The following is a 22,611-nucleotide window of genomic DNA, read 5'->3' on the forward strand; positions in this document are numbered from 1 at the left end:
CTCCTACAACTCCGCCCGCAACTCCCGCTTCAACAGCTTTCCGCTCTGGTTCCTCGGAAGCTCGTCCACGAACACAACGCGTTTGGGCACCTTGAACGGAGCGATCTGCTCTTTGACGTGGGCGATCAGGTCTTCGGCCGCGACCTCACCGGCATCTGCTCGCAGCACGACCACCGCGGTGATCGCCTCGATCCACTTGTCGTCCGGGGTCCCGACCACCGCAACCTCTGCGACGCCCGGATGCGTGTAGATCACGTCCTCGACCTCACGCGAGGCCACGAGGATGCCACCGGTGTTGATCACGTCCTTGATCCTGTCGACCACGGTGATGTACCCCTCGGCATCTCGCGTCACCAGGTCTCCGGAGTGAAACCAGCCGTCCCGGAACGCTTCCGCGGTGGCATCTGGATTGTTCCAGTACCCCTGGCAGAGCTGGGGTGAACGGTAGAGCACCTCTCCCGCGGTTCCGTCCGGGACGTCATTGCCGTCGGTGTCGACGACTCGCGTCTCGACGAAGAACACTGCCTTGCCGCACGAAGCGGGCCGATCGGCGTGATCTTCTGGCTGCAGAACCGTTGCCAGTGGCCCGATCTCGGATTGGCCGAAGCAATTGTAGAACTGGATCGCCGGGTAACGCTCCCGCAGCCGATTCAGCACCGTCACGGGCATGATCGACGCACCGTACTGAGCCTTCGTCAGCGACGACAGGTCCCTGGAATCGAGATCCGGATGCCCTGCCAGCGGCACCCACACCGTCGGCGCCAGGAACAAGGAGCCGATCTTCTCTTCTTCGATCAGGCGCAGTATCTCAGGGATGTTCGGGGTCTCCATCAAGCTCACCGTCGCCCCCACCGACAGATACGGAAGCATGAACACGTGCATGCCTGCCGAGTGGTACATCGGCATCGCGATGAGCGGATTGTCGTTCTCGGTGAACGACAGCGCGATCACCGACGACACGTACTCCGCCACCATGCCGCCATGGGTCATCATGGCGCCCTTGGGCTTCGAGGTGGTTCCCGAGGTGTAGAGCAACTGCACCAGAGTCGATTCGTCCACGTCGACGGCCACCACCGGCACCTCGCCCGCCGCCACCGCATCGAGGAGTGACCCCTTCTCGTCCCGCAAGGAGATGACCTGGTCGATCCCCAGCTCGGCCGCGACGTCTGTCAGGTTCGCCCGAAGTGCGGGGTCGACCAGCACCGCGCGACTGCCGGAGTTCTGGATGAGGTAGGTCAACTCCCCTTCCTTCAACGCGTAGTTGACGGGGACGTGAATCAAACCTGCACGCGCACAGGCAAGAAACCCGAGCACATACGCATCCGAATTGGTACCGTACGCCGCTATCCGGTCACCGGAGACGAATCCGAGAGACAGCAGGTGCGCAGCGGCTCGCGTCACCGCTGCGTCGAGTTCGGAGTACGTCCACGATCGATCGCCGAACCGGAGCGCAGTGCGGTCCGGAAACTTTGCGGCTGATCTCCGTAGGACACCGTCGACGGTGCTGGACCGTATCAATGAACTCATGGCTCCGACTTTATAGGAGCTCCTAGTAATGGCGGGAGCCATTCACCGGGCCTGGCCTGAGGCTCCGACAGATCGCGGGCGACTTTCGTCCTGGTCGACCTCGGCGTACGTTGCGCCACGCCGCTTTCTCCTGAAAAGTGGTCGACCGTGCCAACATCGACTCTCATCCGCCGCGCGCGACTCGTTCCGGTACGGACGAAGGTGGCGCCGGACTCTCCCGTCGACATCAGGATCAGAGACGGTGTCGTCACGGAAGTCGGTGCCGATCTGCGTCCGGGCCCGGATGACGACGTTCTCGATGCCGCCGGACGCTGGGCCGTTCCCGGCCTGTGGGATGCGCACGTCCATCTGACCGCATGGGCGCAGGCTCGGGCGAAACTCGACGTCTCTGGGACCTCGAGCACCGTCGAGGTGACCCGCATCGTCGCCGACCACGTCGCTTCCCTGCCGTCGCCGTGGCAGGGCGGAGCGATCGTCGGGTACGGATTTCGTCCTGCGACCTGGCCCACCGCTCCCACTGTCGCCGAACTCGACGCGGTCAGCGGCGCGCATCCGGTGATCCTCGGCAGCGCCGACATCCATACCGGTTGGGTGAACTCCAAAGCACTGGCACTGTTGGGCGTCGCACCCCGCTCGGGTCCGCTGCTCGAGGGCGAGTGGTTCGATCTGCAACCCGCCGTTGCCCGACTGACCGCCGCCGGCGGCGACGCCGACCTGATGCTCCGGGCTGCCGTCGCCGACGCCGCAGCCGTCGGTGTGGTCGGTGTGGTCGACTTCGAGATGGCCGCGAACCACCTCGACTGGCCACGCCGCTTCGACGCCGGGATCGACCTACTGCGGGTGCGCCCGGTCACCTACGCAGAGCACCTCGACGACGCCATCGCCGCAGGCCTGCGCACCGGTACCGAGTTCTCGGCCGGTGGCGGGCTGCTGACGCAGGGCTCTTTGAAGATTTTCTCCGACGGGTCGCTCAACACCCGGACCGCATACTGCTGTGAACCGTATGCCGATGCCCATGCCCTGGAATCTCCACGCGGTCAGCGGGTGTATTCGCTCGCCGAGCTGGAGAACCTGCTCACCCGCGGACGCCGCGGCGGCTTCGACATCGCGTTGCACGCCATCGGTGATGCGGCCGTCGATCAGGCACTCACCGCATTCGAGTCGACCGGTACCCGCGGCTCCATCGAGCATGCGCAGCTGATTCGGCTCGAGGACGTCGCCCGGATGCGTGCGCTGGGTGTCCGCGCCAGCGTGCAGCCCGGTCACCTCCTCGACGACCGCGACGTCACGAACCAATGCTGGCCCGACCGTGCCGACCGCTGTTTCGCGCTGCGGTCGATGCTCGACGGTGGGGTCGAGCTGGCCCTCGGTTCCGACGCACCGGTGTCACCTCTTGACCCGTGGGGTGCCATGGCGGCCGCCGTCCACCGCGCGACCGGCGACGACGCTCCCTGGAATCCCGACGAATCGTTGACCGCCGCACAAGCCCTCGCGGCCAGCACCGATGGCCAGGGCACGATCGGTGTCGGGAGTCGAGGGGACGTCGTCCTCGTCGACGAAGATCCGCTGAGATCCACCGGCAGCACCGCGGACACCGCACACCTGCTCAGGAACATCGGAGTCGCGGCGACGGTGGTCGCAGGCCGGGTCACCCATCTGGCGATGTGAGGTCGTCGCCCTGAAAACCGGCACATAGGAGGCGTCCGAGGGAAGATGTCCCTCGGGGGTCCCATATCTGCCGGTTTTCAGGGGGCAGGCACCGGAACTGCTCGGTTCGCACCGGCGACGCCGCAAGGGTTAGGTTTTCCCGTGCCCACTTCCAAGTCCGTCCTGCATTCGCAGATGCCCCCGGCGACGGTGCGTTCACTACTCCGCTCCCCGTCTCAGCTGCGTCGCGAGATCCTTGCCGGACTCGTTGTCGCGCTGGCGCTGATCCCCGAGGCGATCTCGTTCTCGATCATCGCCGGGGTCGATCCGCGGGTCGGTCTCTTCGCGTCTTTCACCATGGCGGTGACCATTGCGTTCGTCGGTGGCCGCCCTGCGATGATCTCCGCGGCGACGGGTGCCGTCGCGCTGGTCGTCGCCCCGGTGGTCAGCAAGTACGGTCTCGACTACCTGATCGCGACAGTGCTGCTCGCAGGGCTTCTGCAGATCGTCTTGAGTCTCATCGGCATCGCCAAGTTGATGCGCTTCGTGCCACGCAGTGTGATGACCGGATTCGTGAACGCTCTCGCCATCCTCATCTTCACGGCGCAGCTACCTCACCTGTTCGGCGACGACATACCGTGGCTCGTCTATCCACTCGTCGCGGCCGGCCTGGCGGTCATCGTGCTGCTACCCAGGATCACGTCGGCAGTTCCGTCTCCGCTGATCGCCATCCTGCTCATCACCGGCGTCGTCACCGTCTTCGGCTGGAGCGTCCCGACCGTCGAAGACGAGGGCGCACTTCCCGATTCGCTTCCATCCCTGATGTTGCCCGACGTGCCGTGGACCATGCACACCCTGTCGGTCATCGCTCCGTACGCACTCGCCATGGCTCTCGTCGGACTGATGGAGTCGCTGATGACCGCGAAGCTGGTCGACGACATCACCGATACGCATTCGAACAAGACCCGGGAGGGTTGGGGTCAGGGCATCGCGAACGTGGTCACCGGCTTCTTTGGCGGCATGGGTGGCTGCGCGATGATCGGGCAGACGATGATCAACGTCAAGCAGTCCGGGGCGCGCACGCGGTTGTCGACGTTCCTGGCAGGCGTCTTCCTGCTGATCCTGGTGGTGGTGCTCGGCGACGTGGTCGGGGTGATACCCATGGCAGCTCTGGTCGCGGTGATGATCATGGTGTCGGTCGGCACCTTCGACTGGCACAGCATCCATCCGCGGACGTTGCGCATCATGCCGATCGCCGAGACAACGGTCATGGTGGTGACCGTGGCCGCCACGGTGGTGACCGAGAACTTGGCGATCGGTGTCGTGCTCGGCGTGATCACCGCGATGGTGATGTTCGCGCGGCGGGTGGCGCACCTGACGTCTGTCGATGCGACCACCGAGATCAACGACACCGGTACGGAACCGGCCGAGGTCCGGCGATATCGAGTGCGGGGCGAACTGTTTTTCGCCTCCAGCAATGACCTGGTCTACCAGTTCGACTACGCGGGCGACCCGAGCACCGTCATCATCGATCTCAGCAACGCCGACGTCTGGGATGCCTCGACGGTGGCCAGTCTCGACGCCGTGCTCGGCAAGTACCGGGCACAGGGCAAGACCGCCACCATCGTCGGCCTCGAAGGGCCGAGCCTGGAGCGGCTCGAACGATTGTCAGGCCGGATGGGCGCCGGCCACTGACGTCAGTCCTCGAGTTTGAACCCGATCTTCAAGGTGACCTGGAAGTGCGCGATCTCGCCGTTCTCCACGTGGCCGCGGGTTTCCTTGACCTCGAACCAATCGACGTTGCGCAAGGACTTGTTGGCCCTGGTGACTGCACCTTTGATGGCGTCGTCGGTGCTGACCGTCGAGGTGCCGACGATTTCGGTGACCCGGTAGACATTGTCGCTCATGTGCTTCTCGATTCTGTTGTGCCGGTGATCGATCGCTTACCCACTCCAACGTTACTGATCAAATCCGGACGCGGCGGCGATCACGCAACATCCGTCGCACCCCGACGGACCAGAGCTGATCGAATCAGCCGCGCTGCCAGCGGGGATGCCCGCAGAGAACAGTCCGATGATTGTTGTCAATATTCACGACCTCGGTGGTTTGCTGGTGGCCAACGATGCTGGGACCAGGCGGCTTTCACGTATCAACACCTCGCAAGATCTTGGCCCTATCCGCCCGCCGGTGGGCCGTCCCGCACACGGACGTCCTATTTGCAGTTACGATTCGCCCATGGGCAACCGCGTCCACCGATCCCTGCCGGCGTTCGGAGACGCCATGCGCCGGCGCGACCCCGGGTTCGACGCACTCCGGCGCGCACTACGCCCAGCGATCGTCGTTCCGGTCGGCGCCGCGATCGCGCTGCAGGTGGGCGGCGTACAGACCCCGCTGTTCACCATCTTCGGCTCATTCGCACTCCTGGTGCTCGTCGACTTCCCGGGCACCCGGGGACGCCGGGCAGTGAGCTACACGGTGCTGGCCGTGGTGGGCTACGCATTCATCTCAGCGGCCACGTTCTTGGCGAAGCCCGGATGGCTCGGTGCGCTCTCGATGCTTGTGGTGGGCGTGGTCGTCTCCTACGCGGCGATTCTCAGTTCGAGTTTCTCGGCGGCCCAGCGGGCGGCATTGTTGCTCTTCGTGTTGCCGGTCGCCTCCCCCTCGGGACCGTTGTCGGACCGTCTGCTCGGCTGGACGCTCGCACTCGTATTCAGTGTTCCCGCAGCGCTGTTCTTGCTGCCGCCGCGGCACCACGACGAACTCCGCGAGCGGGCACGCGACGTATGCGCCGGCCTCGCCGGCTACCTCGACTCGCGATCTGCCGAGGCTCATCCGGACGACATCGCCGCCGCGATGGACCGGCTGCGGCAGATCTATCTCGGCACCGATACCCGACCATCCGGACTGACCGCAGGCAGTCGGGCACTGATCCGAGTGGTCGACGATCTCGAGTGGCTGACCTCGCAGGTGAGCAATCCCCAGCCGCCACTGCCAGACGCCATGCGCGAGCACGCAGTCGACGTTCTTCGACGCTCGGTGGACGTGCTCACCACCGACACAGCGGCGTCGAGGGCCGCGCTCAACGACGCCGTGGCCGCACTGACGTCGCTGCTGCAGAACCGCTTCGGGGCCCACATCGAGTTGATCGTCGCCGATGAGAGTGAGGTAGACGCCGAGTCGACCGGCATGCGATTGCTGAGCGCCCACACGGTCTGCAGCACGATCGCACTCGTCGGACGTACGGTCGCGTGGGCCTCCGCCGCAGATGCACGGCCCATGGTCAGCAAGATCCTGGGTGGCCAATTGCCGCCGACAGGTGTGGCCGATCTCGTCCTCTCCGAATACGCCGCAACACGGATGTCGGTGTCATCCACCGTGATCAAGAACTCTGTCATCGCCCGCAATGCGCTGCGCACCGGGTTCGGCCTGGCCGCCGCGGTCGCCCTCATCCACGTCGTGCCGGTGCAACACGGGTTCTGGGTTGTTCTCGGTGCGATGTCGGTCCTGCGGACCAGCGCGCTGACCACCGGATCGAATGTCGCGCGAGCCGTGCTCGGCACCGCCGCCGGGTTCGTGTTGGGCGCTCTCATCGTCACCGCGCTGGGCACAAACGAGGTCGCCTTGTGGATCGCGTTGCCGGTAGCCGCATTCGGCGCCGCATACATCCCCAAGGTCATCTCGTTCGCCGCCGGGCAGGCGGCGTTCACCGTTCTGGTCATCACCCTGTTCAACGTGCTCGACCCGACCGGGTGGCGGATCGGATTGGTCAGGGTCGAGGACATCGCGATCGGATGCGCGGTCGCGGTCGTCGTGTCGGCGGTGATGTGGCCGCGCGGTGTGGCGACCACGGCGCGGGCAGCGATCGACACAGCCCAAGACGTGTTCCTGCGTTACCTGATTGCGGTCACCGCCAGGATCACCGCCGGCTCCACGCCCGCCGGCGAGGCCGCTGTCGAAGACCTGCGGGAACAAGGCCTGCTGGCTTACCGGGCAGCCGACGACGCTGCGCGCCAATACCTTTCCGAGACCGGAACTGCTGTCGAGAAGCGGACGCCGGTCGTGCGGGCCGTGAGCCGGGCCAACCGATTGCGCGTTGTCGCCGATTCGATCGCCGACCTCGTCCCCACCGCGAACCCTGGAGTCACCGGCCCCCGACTGTGTGCGGTGATCGATGCCCATGCCTCCCATATCGGCGCGGTGGGGGTTGACGGGGCAGAGAGGATAGCGGCTCAAGCCGTTGCCGCTCTGCGTGCCGATACCGAGGAGAACGGCATCAGCGTCGCCCAGGCCCGTCCGCTCATCGCCACCACGGCCTATCTCGGCGAACTCGAACTCTTCGAGTCACCGGACTCCGCATCTGACGCGGCACGTACCGAATAAATCGGTTGCCCGCGCCTGGCCGGGTGCTCAACACTGTCCTGACCTGCACAACCATCCCGGTTCGGTGGGTATTGGCAGAAAGTTTGCCAATACTGTCAATTCAGCCACTGTTGGCAAGAAGTTTTTGAACGGATAGTTACTGCCATGGAACTTTTGGTGATCTTCGGACCGGCCTTCGTCGTCGGATTGATTGCGACATACCAGAATCGGTCGTCGCTCGGGGCGCCCCACGGCGTCGGGTTCGAGCCGGATTCCGGCCGCGCCCAACTGGAACTGGAATTGGTGACCCGGCGTGAGTTGATCAGCCATGGGGGATGAGCTCACGCATGGGCAGGCAACAGCCCTGACCTCAGAGATCGAACTGCTCAGCTCGTTCAAACCATACGCAGCCCTGCGCAATTCACTGGATTGGCGGTTTCCGGGCACTCGCGGCATCGGACCATTCGTCCCTCTCCGAGGCCTCACCGGGTACAGCGATGACGTGGCCCGCGACATCGTCGAGACGGCCACCGCCGGGCTCGGACTGCGATTCGGCGACCAGCAGGTCGCTGCCTTCGGAACCAATCTGGCCGATCTCGCCGACCTGATCGACCATGCGGTCGCCGGCCGGCTGAACCGTCTGGTGCGCGAGAACTCCAGCGGTCTTGTATGAAGGAATTGTCCGGGCCGCATCCCATGTCGCGTTCGGACAGACGAGAACGAGAGGTCTGCCCGACATGACTGCACCTGACATCGACCCCACCGTCCCGCCGAGCGGCACTGGCTGCCTCGACTGCGAAGACACCGGTGGATGGTGGTTCCATCTGCGCCGATGCACCAGTTGCGGGCACATCGGTTGCTGCGATGACTCACTGTCCCGGCATGCGTCGAAGCATGCAACGGAGAGCGGTCACCCGATCATCCGTTCCTTCGAACCCGGTGAGGACTGGTTCTGGAACTACGAGACCAACGACTACTACAACGGACCCGCGTTGGCGCCCCCGCAGTCGCGACCGGCGGACGAAACCGCACCGGGCCCCAAAGGGCACGTCCCCGAGAACTGGGTGAGTCTGTTGCAGAACCGATCCGACTGATCGCACACAGTCGGGATCAAGTACAGCCGGCGGTCAGTGCACCTCGGCTACATTCGCGGCGAACGACGCCACGAAGTCCTCGCTCGGCTCGATCGGCGTGATGACATCGATGAGGATTCCCTCCGGTCCTGCCACGATGAAATGGCGCTGACCGAAGTCCTCCGAGCGGATCGGCAGCAACGCCTCGAGTGGCCCATCGGTCACCAGCCGCCGATACTCCGCGTCCACATCATCGACCTCGAGATTGAGCAGCACGCCCGCCGAGGTTGCGCCGCGGCGGCCGTCGGGAATCGTCTCATGCGTTGCGTCGAGCACCGCGAGTTCGAACTGATCGCGTCGCATGCTCACGTACCAGTCCGCCTCGAAGGTGACGTCAAACCCCAACTGTTCGCGGAAGAAGCGCGCCGTCGCGCCTACATCGTTGGTCATCAAGACGGGATAGAAGCTGGTCAACGTCACGACTGATCTCCTTAGAAACTTTGTGTATGTATATCTGTGGTTTCTATACATACACGGAGTATGTATAGTTGGCAACAGGTGGATTGCTACGGAGGGTGCAGTCGATGGGCAGAGCGAGCAGAGAACAAAGCGAACTGACAGCAGCCCGCATCCTCGAGGTCGCGATCGACGCCTTTGGTTCCCGTGGGTTTGCCGCGGTCGGCCTGGAAGACGTGGCCGCGGCCGCGGAGGTCACCAGAGGTGCTGTCTACCACCACTTCCGCAGCAAGTCAGGCCTGTTCCAGGCGGTGCACGCCGAGACGCAGCGCCGCGTCGGCCAGGCGGTCGACGACGCGACGACCGGCATCAGTGACCCCTGGGAGGCCCTGGAGACCGGATGCAAGACGTTCCTCGAGGCAAGTGCGCGGGCGGACCGGCGACAGATCATGCTGATCGACGCACCCTCGGTCTTGGGCTGGGATGTCTGGCGAGCCCAGGACGCCGACAACTCGGGGCGGTTGTTGCTGGCGGTTCTCACCGAACTCGATGCCGCCGGCCTCCTCGACGTTGCGTCGGTCCCAGCGGCCAACGCGCTTCTGACCGGCGCGATGAACGAAGCTGCACTGTGGATCGCGACCACGGACACGCAAGTCCAGAGCACGGAGGACGCCTGGAACACCCTCTGCACGATCATCCGTTCACTGCACGCCTGACGAGAGACTGTCAGGGCCAGCGGGTCTCAACACCCCAACAACTCTTGCAGCGTGGGCCTTTTCAACCCTTCGTCCGGTATTTGGGAGCTGACATCCACGACGGCGCCCGAATCCGTACGCTACGGAGGACATCTCACCGCCGAGAGGACCCGCGATGGCCACCGAGTTCGATCTACTGTCCGAGAACGCCGAAGAAGTCGGCCTCCCGTCGAATCCTCTGCCGGCGGTGACCCGAATCGACACCGAGGTCGCCGGTCGCGTTGTGAGCGCACTGCGGTGGACCACGGAGCCGCCGCGCGTCGTATTTCTCCATGGCGGCGGCCAGAACGCACACACCTGGGACAGCGTCCTGCTCGCACTCGACGTGCCGGCCCTCGCGGTCGACCTTCCCGGCCACGGCCATTCGGGATGGCGAGACGACCACGACTATCACCCGAAACTGAACGCCGAGGCGGTCGCGCCGTTCATTGCAGAGCATGCACCAGCCGCAGAACTCGTGGTCGGCATGTCGCTGGGCGGACTGACCACGATAGCCATCGCCGCGCAGTCGCCGGGACTGATCAAGCGGGCTGTGCTCGTCGACGTCAGCCCTGAATCACCCGCAAACGTCAAGAAGCTGACCGACGAGGCCCGCGGAACGGTCGCACTGGTCAGCGGCCCCGACACATTCGACGACCTGGACGAGTTGGTCGACCTGACCTCCGCGGCCGCACCGAACCGCAGCAAGTCCTCGATCCGCCGCGGGGTCGTCCACAACACCCGGCAGCTGCCCGACGGCCGCCGGCAGTGGCGCTACGACAAGATCCGCGTGTCCATCGAGGCGGATCCGCTCTGGGAAGCGTTCTCTGCGAGCACGATCCCGTACACGCTGGTACGCGGCGGAGCTTCCCCGTTCGTGGCCGATGCCGACGTCGACGAGTACCGGCGCCGACGACCCGACATCGACGTCGTCACCGTTCCGGGATCCGGGCACTCCGTGCAGAGCGATGCCCCAGTCGAGTTGGCACACATCATCCGCGCCGCGCTCGACAAGGCCTGACAGCGCCCGACCCGGGTCCCGTCGCCGTCGCCGCACTGGCTGCGAGCACCGCGGAACGCCCGAGCCGGTCAATCGCTACACCGGGTAGAACAACGCTCGCCACAAACTCTTTCGCGATACTCTCGTTCCGACCTGTGCAGACCAGTGCGGTCTTCAGCTGGCGCGTCAAGCGCCGATGAGGGGAGTCATCGATGGCGGCCGAGATCGTCGACAAGGCGCCGCCCAAGGCGAAGTTGGTACTCGGAACCCTGATCTTGGTGGCCGGTGTCGCCAACATCAACCTCGCGGTGGCCAACGTCGCGTTGCCCGACATCGGAGAGGCGTTCGACGCCAGTGCCGTGGGCCTCAATCTTGTCGCCGTCGGCTACTCGCTCGGGCTGGCTGCCTCGGTCCTGTACTTCGGCGCGCTCGGCGACCGGCACGGACGCAAGCGGATGCTCGTCATCGGCATGAGCCTGTCGATCCCGGCATCGCTGATCGCTGGCTTCGCGCCCAGCATCGAGGTGCTCTTCGCAGGTCGACTCCTCGGCGGTATCGCTGCGGGCCTCGCCTATCCGACCACCCTCGCGATCATCACCGCACTGTGGCAAGGGGCCAGCCGCACCAAGGCAATTGCCGCATGGTCAGCACTCGGTGGCGCGATCTCGGCGCTCGGGCCGGTGCTCTCCGGCGGGCTGCTCGAGGTCTTCAGCTGGCATTCGGTCTTCCTGGTGACCATGCCGCTCGCGGTGATCGCCCTTTTTGCCGCGTGGAGGTTGGTGCCGGCGGACGGCGGGGACGCCAGCGAGAAGGTCGACAATCTCGGGGGCGTCTTCTCGATCTTGTTCATCGGCGCAATGGTGCTGTGCCTCAATTTCCTCCCCATGGCCGGCGCAGGTCTGGTAGCCGCGGTGCTCGGCGCGGTGTCGGTGAGCGCGGGCATCGCCTTCGTCATCCGCCAGCGCCACGCGAGCACGCCCCTGTTCGACCTCAAGATCGCGGCTCGTCCGACCTTCTGGGTCGCGGCCATGGGTGGTGTCGTGGTCTTCGGAACCCTGATGGGCGCCATGTACATCGGCCAGCAGTACCTGCAGAACGTGCTGCATTACTCGACGCTGGCCGCCGGCTCGTCGGTCCTGCCGGCAGCGATCAGCATGGTGGCAGTGGCGCCGTTCTCGGCCCGGCTGGTGGAGACCCGCGGATCGCGGCTGACACTGCTCGTCGGGATCTCGATCATCGCCGTCGGTATGGTTGCGGCCATGGTCCTGTGGACCGAGACGGCGCACTACTGGCGGGTCGCCTTCGTCTACATCTGCATCGGGCTCGGGGTCGGCATCGCAGGCACTCCGGCGTCGCGCTCACTCACCGGATCTGTACCTCTGTCGCGGGCCGGTATGGCCTCGGGCATGTCCGACCTCCAGCGCGACCTCGGCGGGGCGATCATGCAGTCGATCCTGGGTGCCATCCTCACCGCCGGCTACGCACACAACCTCTCGAAACAGATCGCGGGGTCGCCCGACGCGAGCACCATCACAGATCAGACGCAGGCAGCGCTGACCAAGTCGTTCTCCAGCGCCGAGGATCTGGCCGCACGCTATCCCGACCACGCCGACGAGATCCTCTCCGCAGCCCGAGAAGCCTTCGTACACGGCGACTTCCTGGCCTACGGCGCCGCGATCGCGGTTGTCCTGGCCGGTGGCCTCGTGGTTCTGTTCTGCTACCCGAACGCCGCCAAAGAGCGCGAGCTGATGAAAGAGTATGCAGCCGAGGGTGTCCGGGAACGGGCCTGAGCCAACGGCGCTCAGGTCTCCTTGCGACCCCGCCAGATCCGTTCGAAGGGAAGCCTCCACGCGTGCGGAGCGATGAGTTGGTGAATCGCGTTCGGGCCCCACGAGCCCTGGTCGTAGCTTCGCACCGGCGGAGGACTCTCGAGCAGCGGAGCCGAGACCTCCCATAGCCTTTCGATGCCCTCTGCGGTGGTGAAGAGGGTGTGGTCGTTCTTCATCGCGTCGAGGATCAATCGCTCGTAGGCCTCGAGGACGAGTCCGACCTGGTCGGTGTCCTGCATCGCGAACTGCAGACTCAGCTTGTCGAGTTTCATTCCTGGGCCGGGCTTCTTGCCGTAGAACGACAGCGACACCTTGAACGCGTCGGCAAGGTCGAAGGTCAGGTGATCCGGGCCATGTTGCCCGACACCGGATCCCTCCGGGAACATGCTCTTCGGTGGCTCGTGAAAGGCAATGGAGATGATGCGCTGGCCCTCGCCGAGGCTCTTGCCGGTACGCAGATAGAACGGCACACCTGCCCAACGCCAGTTGTCGATCTCGGCTTTGAGCGCGACGAATGTCTCTGTCTCCGACTCCGGGGCAACGCCGGGCTCGTCGCGGTAACCGGCGTACTGACCGCGTACCACGTTGTGCGGATCGAGCGGCCGCATCGAGCGGAAGACCTTGTTCTTCTCTTCACCGATGGGTCCAGGGGCCAACGCGGTCGGCGGTTCCATGGCGACGAACGCGAGAATCTGGAACAGGTGGGTCACCACCATGTCCCGGAAAGCGCCGGTCGACTCGTAGAAGTGTGACCGACCCTCCAGCGACAGCTTTTCCGGCACATCGATCTGGATGTAGTCGATGAAGTTCCGGTTCCAGATCGGCTCGAACAGGCCGTTCGCGAACCGGAAGGCGAGAATGTTCTGCGCCGACTCCTTCCCGAGGAAGTGGTCGATGCGGAATATCTGTTCTTCTTTGAACCATTGGTGGATGGAGGCGTTGAGGGCCACTGCGCTGTCATGATCGGTGCCGAACGGCTTCTCCATGATCACGCGTGATCGCTTCACGAGGTTGGCCTCGTGCAGCATCTCCAGAACCGCCATCGCGGCCTTGGGCGGGACACTCAGATAGTGCAGCATCCGGGCCTCGCTGCCGAGCACGTCGAGTTGCTCCCGCACCGCTGCGGCCAGCGCCTCGGCGCCCTCACCCTGCGGTACGTAGGTCAGGGTCGCACCGAACTCGGCGGCGGCCTCCGGTGTGAAAACCCGACTGGAGAACTCACTGCACGCCTTGACCCCGATTTCCCGGAATCCCTCGCTGTCCATGTCGTCGAGCGACGTTCCGACGATGCGCATCGGCGGGGCGAGTTTCGACATGAACAGGTGGAACAGCCCAGGCAGGAGTTTGCGGCGCGCCAGATCGCCTGTCGCCCCGAACAACACGACGACGTGCGGGGAGAGTTCCCGCTTCTCTTTTGCCCCGCGGGGCTCGATCACATCGGTCACACCGTTGATCGTCCCACTTTCGCACCGTTCGGGCGCGACAACCGAATCAGCCGACTGTGCGCGCCACGTTCGCGAGCGAGGCGAAGACCGCCGCGTACTCCGCAGCTGCCTTCTTGATGAAGTCATCGAGCTGCGGTAGATCGTCGATCACGAAGTACAGGCCCCGGCCGGGTATCGCTGCCCCCAGCTCGAGCAACAGCGGCGCGAGAGTCGTCTGCGGAGCCAGAGAGTGCGTCAGATCGCCGCCGGTGAACACCGGGATCGCCACCACACCTTTGAGGCCGTCGGTGCCGTACTGATCGAGAAACGCCTTCAGCAGGCCGGTGTATGACGCCTTGTAGGTAGGGGTGGCGAAGATGACCAGATGACTGGCCGCCACCGACGTCTTCGCAGCTGTGACCTTTTCCGATCCCCACTGGAACAACTCGTCGGCAAGATCGGCGAGTTCGATGACCTCGAGTTCGTAGGTCCCTTCACCGAGTAGGGCCGGGACCAGCGCCTCGGCCACGGTACGGGTCCGCGACTGCGGCTTCGGATTTCCTACGACTACAGAGACCTTCACAGGGTCGGACATCAGGTTGTCAGCTCCAGACTTCATCGTGGTGGATATGGGTCGGCAGATAGGCACCGGGCCCGAACTTCTGATCGTAGAAACCTCGGTCGAGGTTCTGCGCTTGCAGGTACATCAGTACATGCACGGTCGGAACGGTCCCGGGCAGCTTCCCGAACCGCTGGTAGATGTACTCGGCCTGCAGGGTGACGAGCTCTTGAAGATCTTGTGCCGGAAGATATTCCGACCGCACCTTCGGCGAATCCGACCACGGTCCCGGGGTATCCGGATGTCCCGGGCCACCGGGGCCGAACTTGCGACGGTAGTACTTCTCGACGCCGGCGGTGACCGAGTCGACAAAGGGTGGCACGAGGGTCTCGAACACTCCCTCGAGCCCGGTCGCATTCGGGAACGGCCAGCGATCGTCGGTGTCGTAGGAGAATCCCAGACCCGGCGCCTTCGGGTCGCCACCGGCACCGAGGACACTGAGCCGGTCGAGGCCGTCGAACGTCCAGCCGCCCAGGCCGAGCCCCTGCAGGAGCAGTACCCCGGTGTTGGTGGCGGTCGCCAGCTCGGCGCTCGCCTCGGCCAGCGTGTACTGCTCGACAAAAGACAGCGGCACCGGATCGTCGAAATGCGCCATCGAGGAGAACTTCTCGATGCCGGGTACGGGGTTGTCGTGCACGTCGTCGTAGATGACATATCCGTTGGCGGCGAAGAAGTTGAGGTTGGCCACCAGATGCTCGGAGAGATCGGCGACCGGGAACGCCAACAGACTGCCGGGCCAATTCGCGATCCAGGTGTTGTGGCCCTCCATGTACGGTTCTTCTCGCGGCAGCACCAAGCGCTCTGACGACAGTTGCCGGTAGCTGTCGGCGGTCGAGGAGATCCAGGATTCGAGATCGGCCGGCCCTGCGGCCCGGTCCTGGTGCGGCGCCGCATCGCGCGAGCCGAAAAAGTAGGTTCCCGAGTCGTCGGTGAAGAACAACTGGCTCGTGTGGAAGGCCGCCGCCGACGGGAACGTCCTACCGCCCGCCGAACCCGGGTAGTTGGGCACGTTCGGCGCATACCCGGGGTGGCGCGTTATCCCGTAATTCCAGCCCGTCACGCCGGCCAGAACACTGACGATCAATGCCCGCTCGACCTCCGTGATCGGGCGTGCAGGCTCGGTCGATTCGTAGGCCAGCGGCCCGTCCGGGATACTGCCACCGACCGGGAATCTCCGCGAACGGCGACCCATGATCGCGTCGATCAGTGGAAACCGCCCCAGTTCGGCCAGCGCCTTACGATGCTGCTCCGAGAGCTCCAACGTCATTTCTGTATTCCCAGCACGAACTCGACGATATCCTCGGCGACCTGCGCGTGTGCCGCGAAGCGCGGGCCGCGGTGCGCCCACTTCGGGGGTTCCGTCGCAGAACTGGTCAGAACCAGCGGCATCACAACTCCCAGGGCTCGATGGCATTCGACGGTCCTGTCGGCCGTGGGTGAGATTACGACCCCGAGGCCGGGGTTGCCACGGGTTTGAGTCGCTGAGAGTTTTGGTCTTCCGTCTCACGCCATGTGACCCATTCGGGGGTTCGATGAAGCAAATCGGTGATGCCTTGTGCTTAAGGTAGGTCTACTTACGTTTGAAAGGGTGTGCCATGACCTCCGAGCCGAACCCGGCGCCGAACGACCATTCCGGCGCGGGCGATCACGAAAACGCGCTTGCTGTCGGCTCGAGGGTGGTGATCGAGCAGAACAGGTCCGGGAAGATCGTCGACGATTTCGGGCCTCCCGTCGAAGGTTCGGCCGTAGACCTGGGAGGAGGCCACGAGACCAAGCCCCGACGTTGGGCAGTGGCCCTCGATGACGGGGACCTCGTATTCGTGGACGACGATGGTCTCGAACCGGAAGGCCGCGGTCCCGCTACGCTCAAGGAGTGAACCTTCTCGGATACGCAGCGGGTGAGATCGTTCGTGGCGAGGGCCGCGGTGCCCCGATGGGATTTCCCACCGCGAACATCGCCGCCGAAGACGAAAGCCGGATTCCTGAAGACGGCGTCTACTTCGGCTGGTTCACCCTGGCAGACGGCGACCCGCCCCGCGGCTCCCTGCACCCGGGCACCTGGCTGCCGACCCTCGTGTCGGTCGGTGAGAATCCGACCTTCGACGGTCGCAAGCGCACGGTGGAGGCCTACGTCATCGACTTCGACGCGGATCTGTACGGCGCGAACGCGATCACCGAGCTCACCCACCTCGTACGCAAGCAAGAACAGTTCAACTCGATCGACGAACTGATCGTGGCGATGAACGGCGACAAGGCCTCTGCGCGGGAGCTCATGTCGCGCTACCCCGCGCGACCGCAGCAGTCCTGACCCACCCGGTCATCCGCGGCGCGTTGCTGCACAATCCGGTACCGGGTCGGTTCTTGCCGACGAATTGGCCGCCGGCGCCACGTTGTGCCGCACTGCATTGCCCGCGCTGACACCTGCCGCGATCGCTCGTATCGCACTCCAAAACTTCTGTACCGCTTGGCGGTTCTCTGTACCCATGCTTCGATCATCGAGCACGACTGGCGCCTCCAACAGTGGCACCAACGCCGCTGATCGATAAGATAGTGACATGAGTGAAACCGACGATGCCGGGCCGCGACGAGTGGCCGTCCTCGCGTACGACGGGATGACCGCTTTCGAGATGGGGATTGCCGCGGAGATCTTCGGCCTCTCGGAATTGTCTGATCTCTTCTGGCCGGGTGTCGGCCGGCCCTGGTACGACCTGCGGTTGTGCACCGAGACGCGGGAAAGAGTGCGCGTCGTGGGGGGCGCCACGCTGCGTACACCGCACGGCCTCAGCGAGCTTGCTTCCGCGCACACCGTCATCATCCCCAGTGTCGCGGATGTGCGCGCTCCCGTCTCAGCGCGACTCGTCGACGCCGTCCGGGAGGCTGCTGACCGCGGCGCCCGAGTCGTCTCCTTCTGCTCCGGCGCGTTCGTCCTCGCGGCCGCCGGCCTCCTCGACGGCAAACGGGCAACCACCCACTGGCGTTACACCACGATGCTCCAAGAGCGCTACCCTGCAGTCGATGTCGACCCGCGACCGCTCTACGTCGACGAGGGTTCGGTGTTGACGAGCGCCGGCTGCTCAGCCGGTCTCGACCTCTCGCTACACCTCGTCCGCTGCGACTACGGTCCTCAGATAGCGAACGATGTCGCCCGGAGCCTGGTGGCCGCGCCTCATCGGTCCGGGGGCCAGGCGCAGTACGTCGAGAGTCCGATACCTGCCCTCGACGGTGATACCGCCATCACCGACAGCATGCATTGGGCTCTGGCGCATCTGGATTCGCCGATCAGCCTCGATGAGCTGGCCGACCGGGCAATGTTGTCCAGGCGCAGTTATCTGCGCCAGTTCACCAAGGCGACCGGCACCACCCCGATCAAATGGCTGATCGCGCGGCGCATCGACACCAGTCTGGAGCTGCTCGAGACCTCGGACCTCCCGGTCGAACGCATCGCAGGAATGGTCGGATTCGGTTCAGTCGTGACCTTCCGCCATCACTTCACCCGCATCATGAACACCTCACCCAGTGAGTATCGGAACACCTTCACCGCTGCCTGACTACGTGCCCCGGCTGGCGCCCTACGGAGTCCCGGTATCGGCGATCGTCTGCCGCGCAACATGTTCGACGACGGCACCCACCCCCGACTCGGCGAAGACCCGGCGTTGCTGGGCCGCTCCGTTACCCTTCGCGAACACACTCGCCACGCCGCTCCGAACAGCCGTTCCCTCATCCAGCACATCGAGGGCGTCCGAGACATGCTCGATCAGAGCATCTACAGCAGTCCTGGCGGCAACCATGCTTCCACTGAGGGGATCGACCAGCGACCCTGCGATACCGTCACGGGCGGCGCGCCACTTACCGAGACGCAGGAGCTCCTGATCAATGGTCGGTCGGGCAGGCCGGTCCCGGTCGATCGCCGCCAACTCGGTCATCACCAATGCCCGCACAATGGTTGCGTACAAGACGGTTTCGGACACGGTGGCCGGCACGTCGGCGACCCTGACCTCGACCGTCGGATAGTCCCGAGAAGGTCGTACGTCCCAGTAGATCATTCCCTTGTCGAGTGCTGCACCAACCGTGAGCATACGGTTCACCGCAGCGTCGTAGTCGGACTCCGAATCGAAGTGTGGCGGAAGTCCGGCGCTGGGCCATCGCGACCAGAGAACCGTTCGCCAACTGCTGTAACCAGAGTCGACTCCGTCGTGGATCGCCGAGTTCGTGGTCAGTGCCAGCAGCACCGGAATCCAGGGACGAAGTGCGTTGCCGACGGCGATGGCTCGAGCACGGTCCGGGACCGCGACGTGCACGTGGCATCCGCAGACCCCCTGTTCGCGCGCAAGCAGCCCGAAGTTGTCTGCGATGCGTCCGTACCGCTCGTTCGGAGACACCGGCCGGGCATCACCGACCGAGGGCGGTACGCCGGTGGCCAGCACGCGGCCACCGGTCTCTCTGGCAGCGAGGTCGGCTGTCTGCCGACTGCGCGCCACATGCTCCCTGAGCTCGGCCGCAGTGTCCAGGATGGGCGTCGCGGTCTCGATCTGACATGGGGTGAGTTCGAGGTCGAGGTCCAAGCCGAGGGAGTTCGCGACATGACGCACAGCGTCGCCCTCCATGAACGGCAGGCCGGAGGCGGCGTCGACGAGCAGCAGCTCTTCTTCCACGCCGAACGTGGGCGGGGTCATCACCGGGGCCACGCGGTGGCCCCCTTTGCGCAGATCAGCGATATCTTTTCCGGTCCCGACCGGTGCTGGTTTGTTTTCGAGCACTCACCTTGGGTACCCCGACACCGAACTCATCTACCGAGTCGAGAGGAGCGAAGATGACCCGAACCGGAAAACCCAGGACCGTCAGACGAAGCCTTCGCTCGAGGCTGGTGCTGCCGGTCGGCTGGTCCGGATTGCTCGCGGTGATGGCCGGTACCGCTGCCCTGGCTCTGACGCTGATCACCCTTGCCGGTGGCCACATGCAGGCCGCGTTGTTCTGCGGCTTGGCGGCCATCGGTCTCAACGCGTGGGCGTTCTTCGCCTACCGCGCAACCGATGCGCTCAGCGATGATCACCTCGAGTACCTCAAGAGCCGACGGGACCATGCCATCTACCGCACGCACTATCCGACCCGAGGCGAGCATGTCATCCACTGATCCTTCTAGAGACGCCATGACCACGAACGACGTGGAGAAACGGTGGAACGATCCCGCCGCACTCCGCAGCGCAGGCCTGTACATCGCGGGAGTCGTGGTGGTCGCCGGCATCTGGCTCGTCGTTGCACTCACCGTCGGATCCGGCGGTCTGGCTTGGACATTCGGCGTCACCGCAATACTGCTGTGCGGCGGCGTCGGCGCTCTGATCCGGGCCTACAAGGCGTACAAACACGGGGACAGCTGGCCGATCTGGCAGGGCGCCGGATGGTTTCTGTTCGCGCTGATGCTCGCTTCGCTGGGATTTGCCACCTGATCCGGGTCGTAGCCGCGCGCTTCCGCCCGCCCTCCTCACCTCGCAGAACGGCGTTTCTACCGGTTAGCTTTTTTCTCGGCGTTCTTGAAGTACTGGTTTCGGGCGATCCTCGAGTCCCCGAACGTGACGGCACGCTCACGGCGCGAGTTGGTCAGCATGGTCGCACCCCAGTTCAGCAGGGTGCCGGCACGATTGCGTGCGCCGGACAAAAACGCAATGTGGATGACGCCCCAAGATATCCAGCCGAGGCTTCCCGACAGGTGCAAGGGCCCGGCCTGGATGAGCGCGTGGCCACGAGCGACATACGCGGCGTTACCCAGATCTCGATACTTGAAGGGTGGACGCGGCGCCGAACCTGATTCCACCTCTGCGGCGATCAGCTTGCCGACGTGCCGCCCACCCTGCATCGCCACCTCTGCCACACCTGGCAGGTTGTCGCGCGAGGACATGTCGCCGACGACCCACACGTTCGGATGGCCCGGCACCGACAGGTCCGCTTCGACCGCGATCCGACCGCTGCGGTCCTGCGGGACCCCGAGTGCGGTGGCGAGCGCCTTGGCGAACGGCACCGCCTCGACACCCGCGGTCCAGACGACTGTTCTCGTGTCGTAGCGGGTCTTCGTCTTCGGCTCGGCCTTGGTGGTCGTCTCGATGTCCCGGGGGGTCACGTCGGTGACGTGGACCCCGAGATGGGTTTCCACACCCACCTTTTCGAGCGTGCGCAAGGCTCTCTTCGAGAGGTTCTTGTCGAAGCTCTCGAGCACCCGATCACCGCCGTGGAAGAGCAGAACGCGGGCCTCTCGCGGATCAATCGATCGGAACTCGTGGGTGAGGGCGTGCACGGCGAGTTCGCGGATCTGCCCGGCCAACTCGACCCCGGTCGGTCCACCGCCCGCGACCGCGAAGGTGAGCCACGGCTTGCGCTCTTCGGCGGTGGGCAGGGACTCGGCCATCTCGAAGGCGCTGACCAACTTCCGGCGAATCGTCAGCGCGTCGTCGAGAGTTTTCATACCCGGCGCCCAGTCGATGTATTCGTCATGTCCGTGGTAGGCCTGCTGCATACCCGCGGCGACGACGAGATAGTCGTATTTCAAATCGAATGTCGAACCGTTGACCCTGCTGGCGGTGAGAATCTTCGCCGCGGGGTCGATCGACGTGGCCTCCCCGAGCGCGACGTGAGCGTTCTGCTGTCGACGCAGCAGGTGTCGCAGAGGGCTCGCAATGGATCCCTCCGAGAGCAAGCCGGTCGCGCACTGGTACAGCAGCGGCTGGAAGACGTGACTGGTTCCCCGAGAAAGCAGCGTCACCTCGACGTCGGCGTTCTTGAGTCGGCGAGCCGCGTGCAGGCCACCGAACCCGCCTCCCACGATCACCACATGCGGTCGTCCTGGTGCTGTCATCGCCCGTCGGCCCCTTTCGTCGGTCTACGTATCCTTTCCCGGCTGCAGCAGAACTGCAAACACTTCGGGCAAGACCGTCAGCCGAGGCAAGACCGTCAGCTCAGTAAGACCGTCAGCCAGTGGGGCCAACTCAGACCGAGGTCAGATAACCGCCTCCGCGTGGAAAGAAATCCTTGCCCGAGTGCTCGACACCGTCATCGGTGCGCAACCGCTCGATGACCAGACCCCGGTTCCTGCCCCGGTAGGCGTCGGAACCGGCGACGATGACCATGCCGTCACCTTCGTGGATGAAGACCCGGCCGGGGGTACCGCCGTACACACCCTCCGACACGGTGGCCTTGGTGATGCGGAGGCGTCGATCACGAAAGTATGTGTACGCGTTCGGATATGGATCCGACTGAGCACGAATCAGGCGCTCGATGTCCTCGGCGGGCCACGACCAGTCGATCTGGCTGTCGAGGTCGGCGCGTTTGTGGAAGAACGTGCGGTCGGCGAGGTTCTGCGGCTTCCACACCGCGGTCCCGGTCTCGATGAGATCGAGGGATTCCAGCAGCACCGCTGGGATGATGTCGATTGTCGCCCGGACCAGATCCGTTGCCGTATCCGTCGGGCCGATGGGCACGGCCCGCTGCACCAGAACATCCCCGGTGTCGAGTTCGTCGTCCATCCGGTGGGCGGTCAGACCGACTTCCGGTGCCCCGCTGATGAGCGCCCAGATGACCGGCGAAAACCCGGTGAATTTGGGCAGCATCGAGTCGTGGAGATTCAGGGTGCCGTGCGGGGGCAGGTCGAACAACTCCCGTGGCAGCCACGTGCGCCAGTTGTTGGCGACGATGATGTCGGGTTCGGCGTGTTTGACGCGTTCGATCAGCTCGTTGTCGGGGCGTTGCGCGAGGTGAACCGGAATGTCGTGGGCGCGTGCGAGATCCTCGACCGAATCGGACCAGATGCTCTCATAGGAGTGCTCGCTCGGCGGATGTGTCACCGCCAGGACCACATCGTGGTGTGAGTTGATCAACGCGTCCAGGGTCTTGTGACCCCAGGTCTGGTAGCCGAAGGTCGCTACTCGCATGAACTGACCTTTTCATTCGTTCGGGCC

At 64.8% G+C, this 22,611-nt stretch carries 23 protein-coding genes; 14 read left to right on the forward strand and 9 right to left on the reverse strand.

Features of this window, described 5'->3' with window-relative positions:
• Positions 1-3: 3 nt before the first annotated feature.
• Positions 4-1,527, reverse strand: a complete 1,524-nt coding sequence (locus BH683_RS27935; RefSeq protein WP_084839529.1) for an acyl-CoA synthetase — start codon at positions 1,525-1,527, stop codon at positions 4-6.
• A gap of 147 nt (positions 1,528-1,674) precedes the next feature.
• Here BH683_RS27935 and BH683_RS27940 point away from each other — a divergent pair, with 147 nt between their 5' ends.
• Together BH683_RS27940 and BH683_RS27945 are read left to right on the forward strand one after the other, a co-directional pair.
• A complete protein-coding gene (locus tag BH683_RS27940; RefSeq protein WP_084839530.1) occupies positions 1,675-3,195 on the forward strand; it encodes an amidohydrolase family protein in 1,521 nt (506 codons plus the stop codon).
• 174 nt (positions 3,196-3,369) lie between these two features.
• Positions 3,370-4,869, forward strand: coding sequence for a SulP family inorganic anion transporter (locus BH683_RS27945; RefSeq protein ID WP_084839650.1), 1,500 nt, complete (start codon positions 3,370-3,372; stop codon positions 4,867-4,869).
• Positions 4,870-4,871: 2 nt separating this feature from the next.
• Here BH683_RS27945 and BH683_RS27950 read toward each other — a convergent pair whose 3' ends face one another.
• On the reverse strand, positions 4,872-5,081 hold the full coding sequence (locus BH683_RS27950; protein WP_084839531.1) for a dodecin: 210 nt from the start codon (positions 5,079-5,081) through the stop codon (positions 4,872-4,874).
• Between the two features lie 328 nt (positions 5,082-5,409).
• Here BH683_RS27950 and BH683_RS27955 point away from each other — a divergent pair, with 328 nt between their 5' ends.
• From BH683_RS27955 to BH683_RS27965, 4 genes are all read left to right on the forward strand, one after another.
• Entirely contained in the window at positions 5,410-7,554 is a 2,145-nt protein-coding gene (locus BH683_RS27955; protein WP_143696148.1) for an FUSC family protein, read from the forward strand.
• A 144-nt stretch (positions 7,555-7,698) separates the two neighbouring features.
• Positions 7,699-7,872, forward strand: a complete 174-nt coding sequence (locus tag BH683_RS28790; RefSeq protein WP_168187145.1) for a hypothetical protein — start codon at positions 7,699-7,701, stop codon at positions 7,870-7,872.
• Positions 7,862-8,206, forward strand: coding sequence for a hypothetical protein (locus BH683_RS27960; RefSeq protein ID WP_084839533.1), 345 nt, complete (start codon positions 7,862-7,864; stop codon positions 8,204-8,206). Before BH683_RS28790 ends, BH683_RS27960 begins: the two co-directional genes overlap by 11 nt.
• Before the next feature lie 64 nt (positions 8,207-8,270).
• Positions 8,271-8,627, forward strand: a complete 357-nt coding sequence (locus tag BH683_RS27965; protein ID WP_084839534.1) for a UBP-type zinc finger domain-containing protein — start codon at positions 8,271-8,273, stop codon at positions 8,625-8,627.
• Between the two features lie 33 nt (positions 8,628-8,660).
• Here BH683_RS27965 and BH683_RS27970 read toward each other — a convergent pair whose 3' ends face one another.
• Complete coding sequence (locus tag BH683_RS27970; protein WP_084839535.1) at positions 8,661-9,086, reverse strand: VOC family protein; 426 nt, start codon at positions 9,084-9,086, stop codon at positions 8,661-8,663.
• A 104-nt stretch (positions 9,087-9,190) separates the two neighbouring features.
• Here BH683_RS27970 and BH683_RS27975 point away from each other — a divergent pair, with 104 nt between their 5' ends.
• From BH683_RS27975 to BH683_RS27985, 3 genes are all read left to right on the forward strand, one after another.
• Complete coding sequence (locus tag BH683_RS27975; protein ID WP_084839536.1) at positions 9,191-9,778, forward strand: TetR family transcriptional regulator; 588 nt, start codon at positions 9,191-9,193, stop codon at positions 9,776-9,778.
• Between the two features lie 154 nt (positions 9,779-9,932).
• Entirely contained in the window at positions 9,933-10,817 is an 885-nt protein-coding gene (locus tag BH683_RS27980; protein WP_084839537.1) for an alpha/beta hydrolase, read from the forward strand.
• A gap of 191 nt (positions 10,818-11,008) precedes the next feature.
• Entirely contained in the window at positions 11,009-12,586 is a 1,578-nt protein-coding gene (locus BH683_RS27985) for an MFS transporter (protein ID WP_084839538.1), read from the forward strand.
• A gap of 11 nt (positions 12,587-12,597) precedes the next feature.
• Here BH683_RS27985 and zwf read toward each other — a convergent pair whose 3' ends face one another.
• Genes zwf through BH683_RS28000 form a run of 3 tightly spaced genes read right to left on the reverse strand, consistent with a single transcriptional unit; the run spans position 12,598 to position 15,935 of the window.
• Positions 12,598-14,070, reverse strand: a complete 1,473-nt coding sequence (gene zwf / locus BH683_RS27990; RefSeq protein WP_246833638.1) for a glucose-6-phosphate dehydrogenase — start codon at positions 14,068-14,070, stop codon at positions 12,598-12,600.
• 46 nt (positions 14,071-14,116) lie between these two features.
• Positions 14,117-14,644, reverse strand: coding sequence for an NAD(P)H-dependent oxidoreductase (locus tag BH683_RS27995; RefSeq protein ID WP_246833639.1), 528 nt, complete (start codon positions 14,642-14,644; stop codon positions 14,117-14,119).
• Between the two features lie 7 nt (positions 14,645-14,651).
• Positions 14,652-15,935 carry a hypothetical protein gene (locus BH683_RS28000; RefSeq protein WP_084839540.1) on the reverse strand — a complete coding sequence of 428 codons (1,284 nt, stop codon included), beginning with the start codon at positions 15,933-15,935 and terminating at the stop codon, positions 14,652-14,654.
• A gap of 328 nt (positions 15,936-16,263) precedes the next feature.
• Here BH683_RS28000 and BH683_RS28005 point away from each other — a divergent pair, with 328 nt between their 5' ends.
• From BH683_RS28005 to BH683_RS28015, 3 genes are all read left to right on the forward strand, one after another.
• The gene (locus BH683_RS28005) at positions 16,264-16,545 is read left to right on the forward strand and encodes a hypothetical protein (protein WP_084839541.1); all 282 of its coding nucleotides are present in this window, start codon (positions 16,264-16,266) and stop codon (positions 16,543-16,545) included.
• Positions 16,542-16,976, forward strand: a complete 435-nt coding sequence (locus BH683_RS28010) for a riboflavin kinase (RefSeq protein ID WP_084839542.1) — start codon at positions 16,542-16,544, stop codon at positions 16,974-16,976. Before BH683_RS28005 ends, BH683_RS28010 begins: the two co-directional genes overlap by 4 nt.
• 247 nt (positions 16,977-17,223) lie before the next feature.
• Positions 17,224-18,216 (forward strand): helix-turn-helix domain-containing protein, encoded by a 993-nt coding sequence (locus tag BH683_RS28015; RefSeq protein ID WP_084839543.1) that lies wholly within the window; start codon positions 17,224-17,226, stop codon positions 18,214-18,216.
• A gap of 21 nt (positions 18,217-18,237) precedes the next feature.
• Here BH683_RS28015 and BH683_RS28020 read toward each other — a convergent pair whose 3' ends face one another.
• Entirely contained in the window at positions 18,238-19,344 is a 1,107-nt protein-coding gene (locus BH683_RS28020; protein WP_094647823.1) for a glutamate--cysteine ligase, read from the reverse strand.
• 134 nt (positions 19,345-19,478) lie between these two features.
• On the opposite strand from BH683_RS28020, the gene BH683_RS28025 reads away from it, so the two are divergent.
• Together BH683_RS28025 and BH683_RS28030 are read left to right on the forward strand one after the other, a co-directional pair.
• A complete protein-coding gene (locus BH683_RS28025; protein WP_143696149.1) occupies positions 19,479-19,799 on the forward strand; it encodes a hypothetical protein in 321 nt (106 codons plus the stop codon).
• A 16-nt stretch (positions 19,800-19,815) separates the two neighbouring features.
• Positions 19,816-20,112: a hypothetical protein gene (locus BH683_RS28030; protein ID WP_084839545.1), complete on the forward strand. Its 297-nt coding sequence runs from the start codon at positions 19,816-19,818 to the stop codon at positions 20,110-20,112.
• 56 nt (positions 20,113-20,168) lie between these two features.
• On the opposite strand, the gene BH683_RS28035 is transcribed toward BH683_RS28030, so the two are convergent.
• Positions 20,169-21,512 (reverse strand): NAD(P)/FAD-dependent oxidoreductase, encoded by a 1,344-nt coding sequence (locus tag BH683_RS28035; RefSeq protein WP_084839546.1) that lies wholly within the window; start codon positions 21,510-21,512, stop codon positions 20,169-20,171.
• Positions 21,513-21,642: 130 nt separating this feature from the next.
• Complete coding sequence (locus BH683_RS28040) at positions 21,643-22,584, reverse strand: methionyl-tRNA formyltransferase (protein ID WP_084839547.1); 942 nt, start codon at positions 22,582-22,584, stop codon at positions 21,643-21,645.
• Positions 22,585-22,611 lie beyond the last annotated feature (27 nt).

This window comes from Williamsia sp. 1138, assembly GCF_002095435.2.
Taxonomy (GTDB): Bacteria; Actinomycetota; Actinomycetes; order Mycobacteriales; family Mycobacteriaceae; genus Williamsia.

Coding starts and splice junctions, on each gene's coding strand:
- BH683_RS27935 (WP_084839529.1), bottom strand. CDS start 1,527: ATGAGTTCATTGATACGGTCCAGCACCGTCGACGGTGTCCTACGGAGA.
- BH683_RS27945 (WP_084839650.1), top strand. CDS start 3,370: ATGCCCCCGGCGACGGTGCGTTCACTACTCCGCTCCCCGTCTCAGCTG.
- BH683_RS27950 (WP_084839531.1), bottom strand. CDS start 5,081: ATGAGCGACAATGTCTACCGGGTCACCGAAATCGTCGGCACCTCGACG.
- BH683_RS27955 (WP_143696148.1), top strand. CDS start 5,410: ATGGGCAACCGCGTCCACCGATCCCTGCCGGCGTTCGGAGACGCCATG.
- BH683_RS28790 (WP_168187145.1), top strand. CDS start 7,699: ATGGAACTTTTGGTGATCTTCGGACCGGCCTTCGTCGTCGGATTGATT.
- BH683_RS27960 (WP_084839533.1), top strand. CDS start 7,862: ATGGGGGATGAGCTCACGCATGGGCAGGCAACAGCCCTGACCTCAGAG.
- BH683_RS27965 (WP_084839534.1), top strand. CDS start 8,271: ATGACTGCACCTGACATCGACCCCACCGTCCCGCCGAGCGGCACTGGC.
- BH683_RS27975 (WP_084839536.1), top strand. CDS start 9,191: ATGGGCAGAGCGAGCAGAGAACAAAGCGAACTGACAGCAGCCCGCATC.
- BH683_RS27980 (WP_084839537.1), top strand. CDS start 9,933: ATGGCCACCGAGTTCGATCTACTGTCCGAGAACGCCGAAGAAGTCGGC.
- BH683_RS27985 (WP_084839538.1), top strand. CDS start 11,009: ATGGCGGCCGAGATCGTCGACAAGGCGCCGCCCAAGGCGAAGTTGGTA.
- BH683_RS27995 (WP_246833639.1), bottom strand. CDS start 14,644: ATGTCCGACCCTGTGAAGGTCTCTGTAGTCGTAGGAAATCCGAAGCCG.
- BH683_RS28000 (WP_084839540.1), bottom strand. CDS start 15,935: ATGACGTTGGAGCTCTCGGAGCAGCATCGTAAGGCGCTGGCCGAACTG.
- BH683_RS28005 (WP_084839541.1), top strand. CDS start 16,264: ATGACCTCCGAGCCGAACCCGGCGCCGAACGACCATTCCGGCGCGGGC.
- BH683_RS28015 (WP_084839543.1), top strand. CDS start 17,224: ATGAGTGAAACCGACGATGCCGGGCCGCGACGAGTGGCCGTCCTCGCG.
- BH683_RS28025 (WP_143696149.1), top strand. CDS start 19,479: ATGACCCGAACCGGAAAACCCAGGACCGTCAGACGAAGCCTTCGCTCG.
- BH683_RS28030 (WP_084839545.1), top strand. CDS start 19,816: ATGACCACGAACGACGTGGAGAAACGGTGGAACGATCCCGCCGCACTC.
- BH683_RS28035 (WP_084839546.1), bottom strand. CDS start 21,512: ATGACAGCACCAGGACGACCGCATGTGGTGATCGTGGGAGGCGGGTTC.
- BH683_RS28040 (WP_084839547.1), bottom strand. CDS start 22,584: ATGCGAGTAGCGACCTTCGGCTACCAGACCTGGGGTCACAAGACCCTG.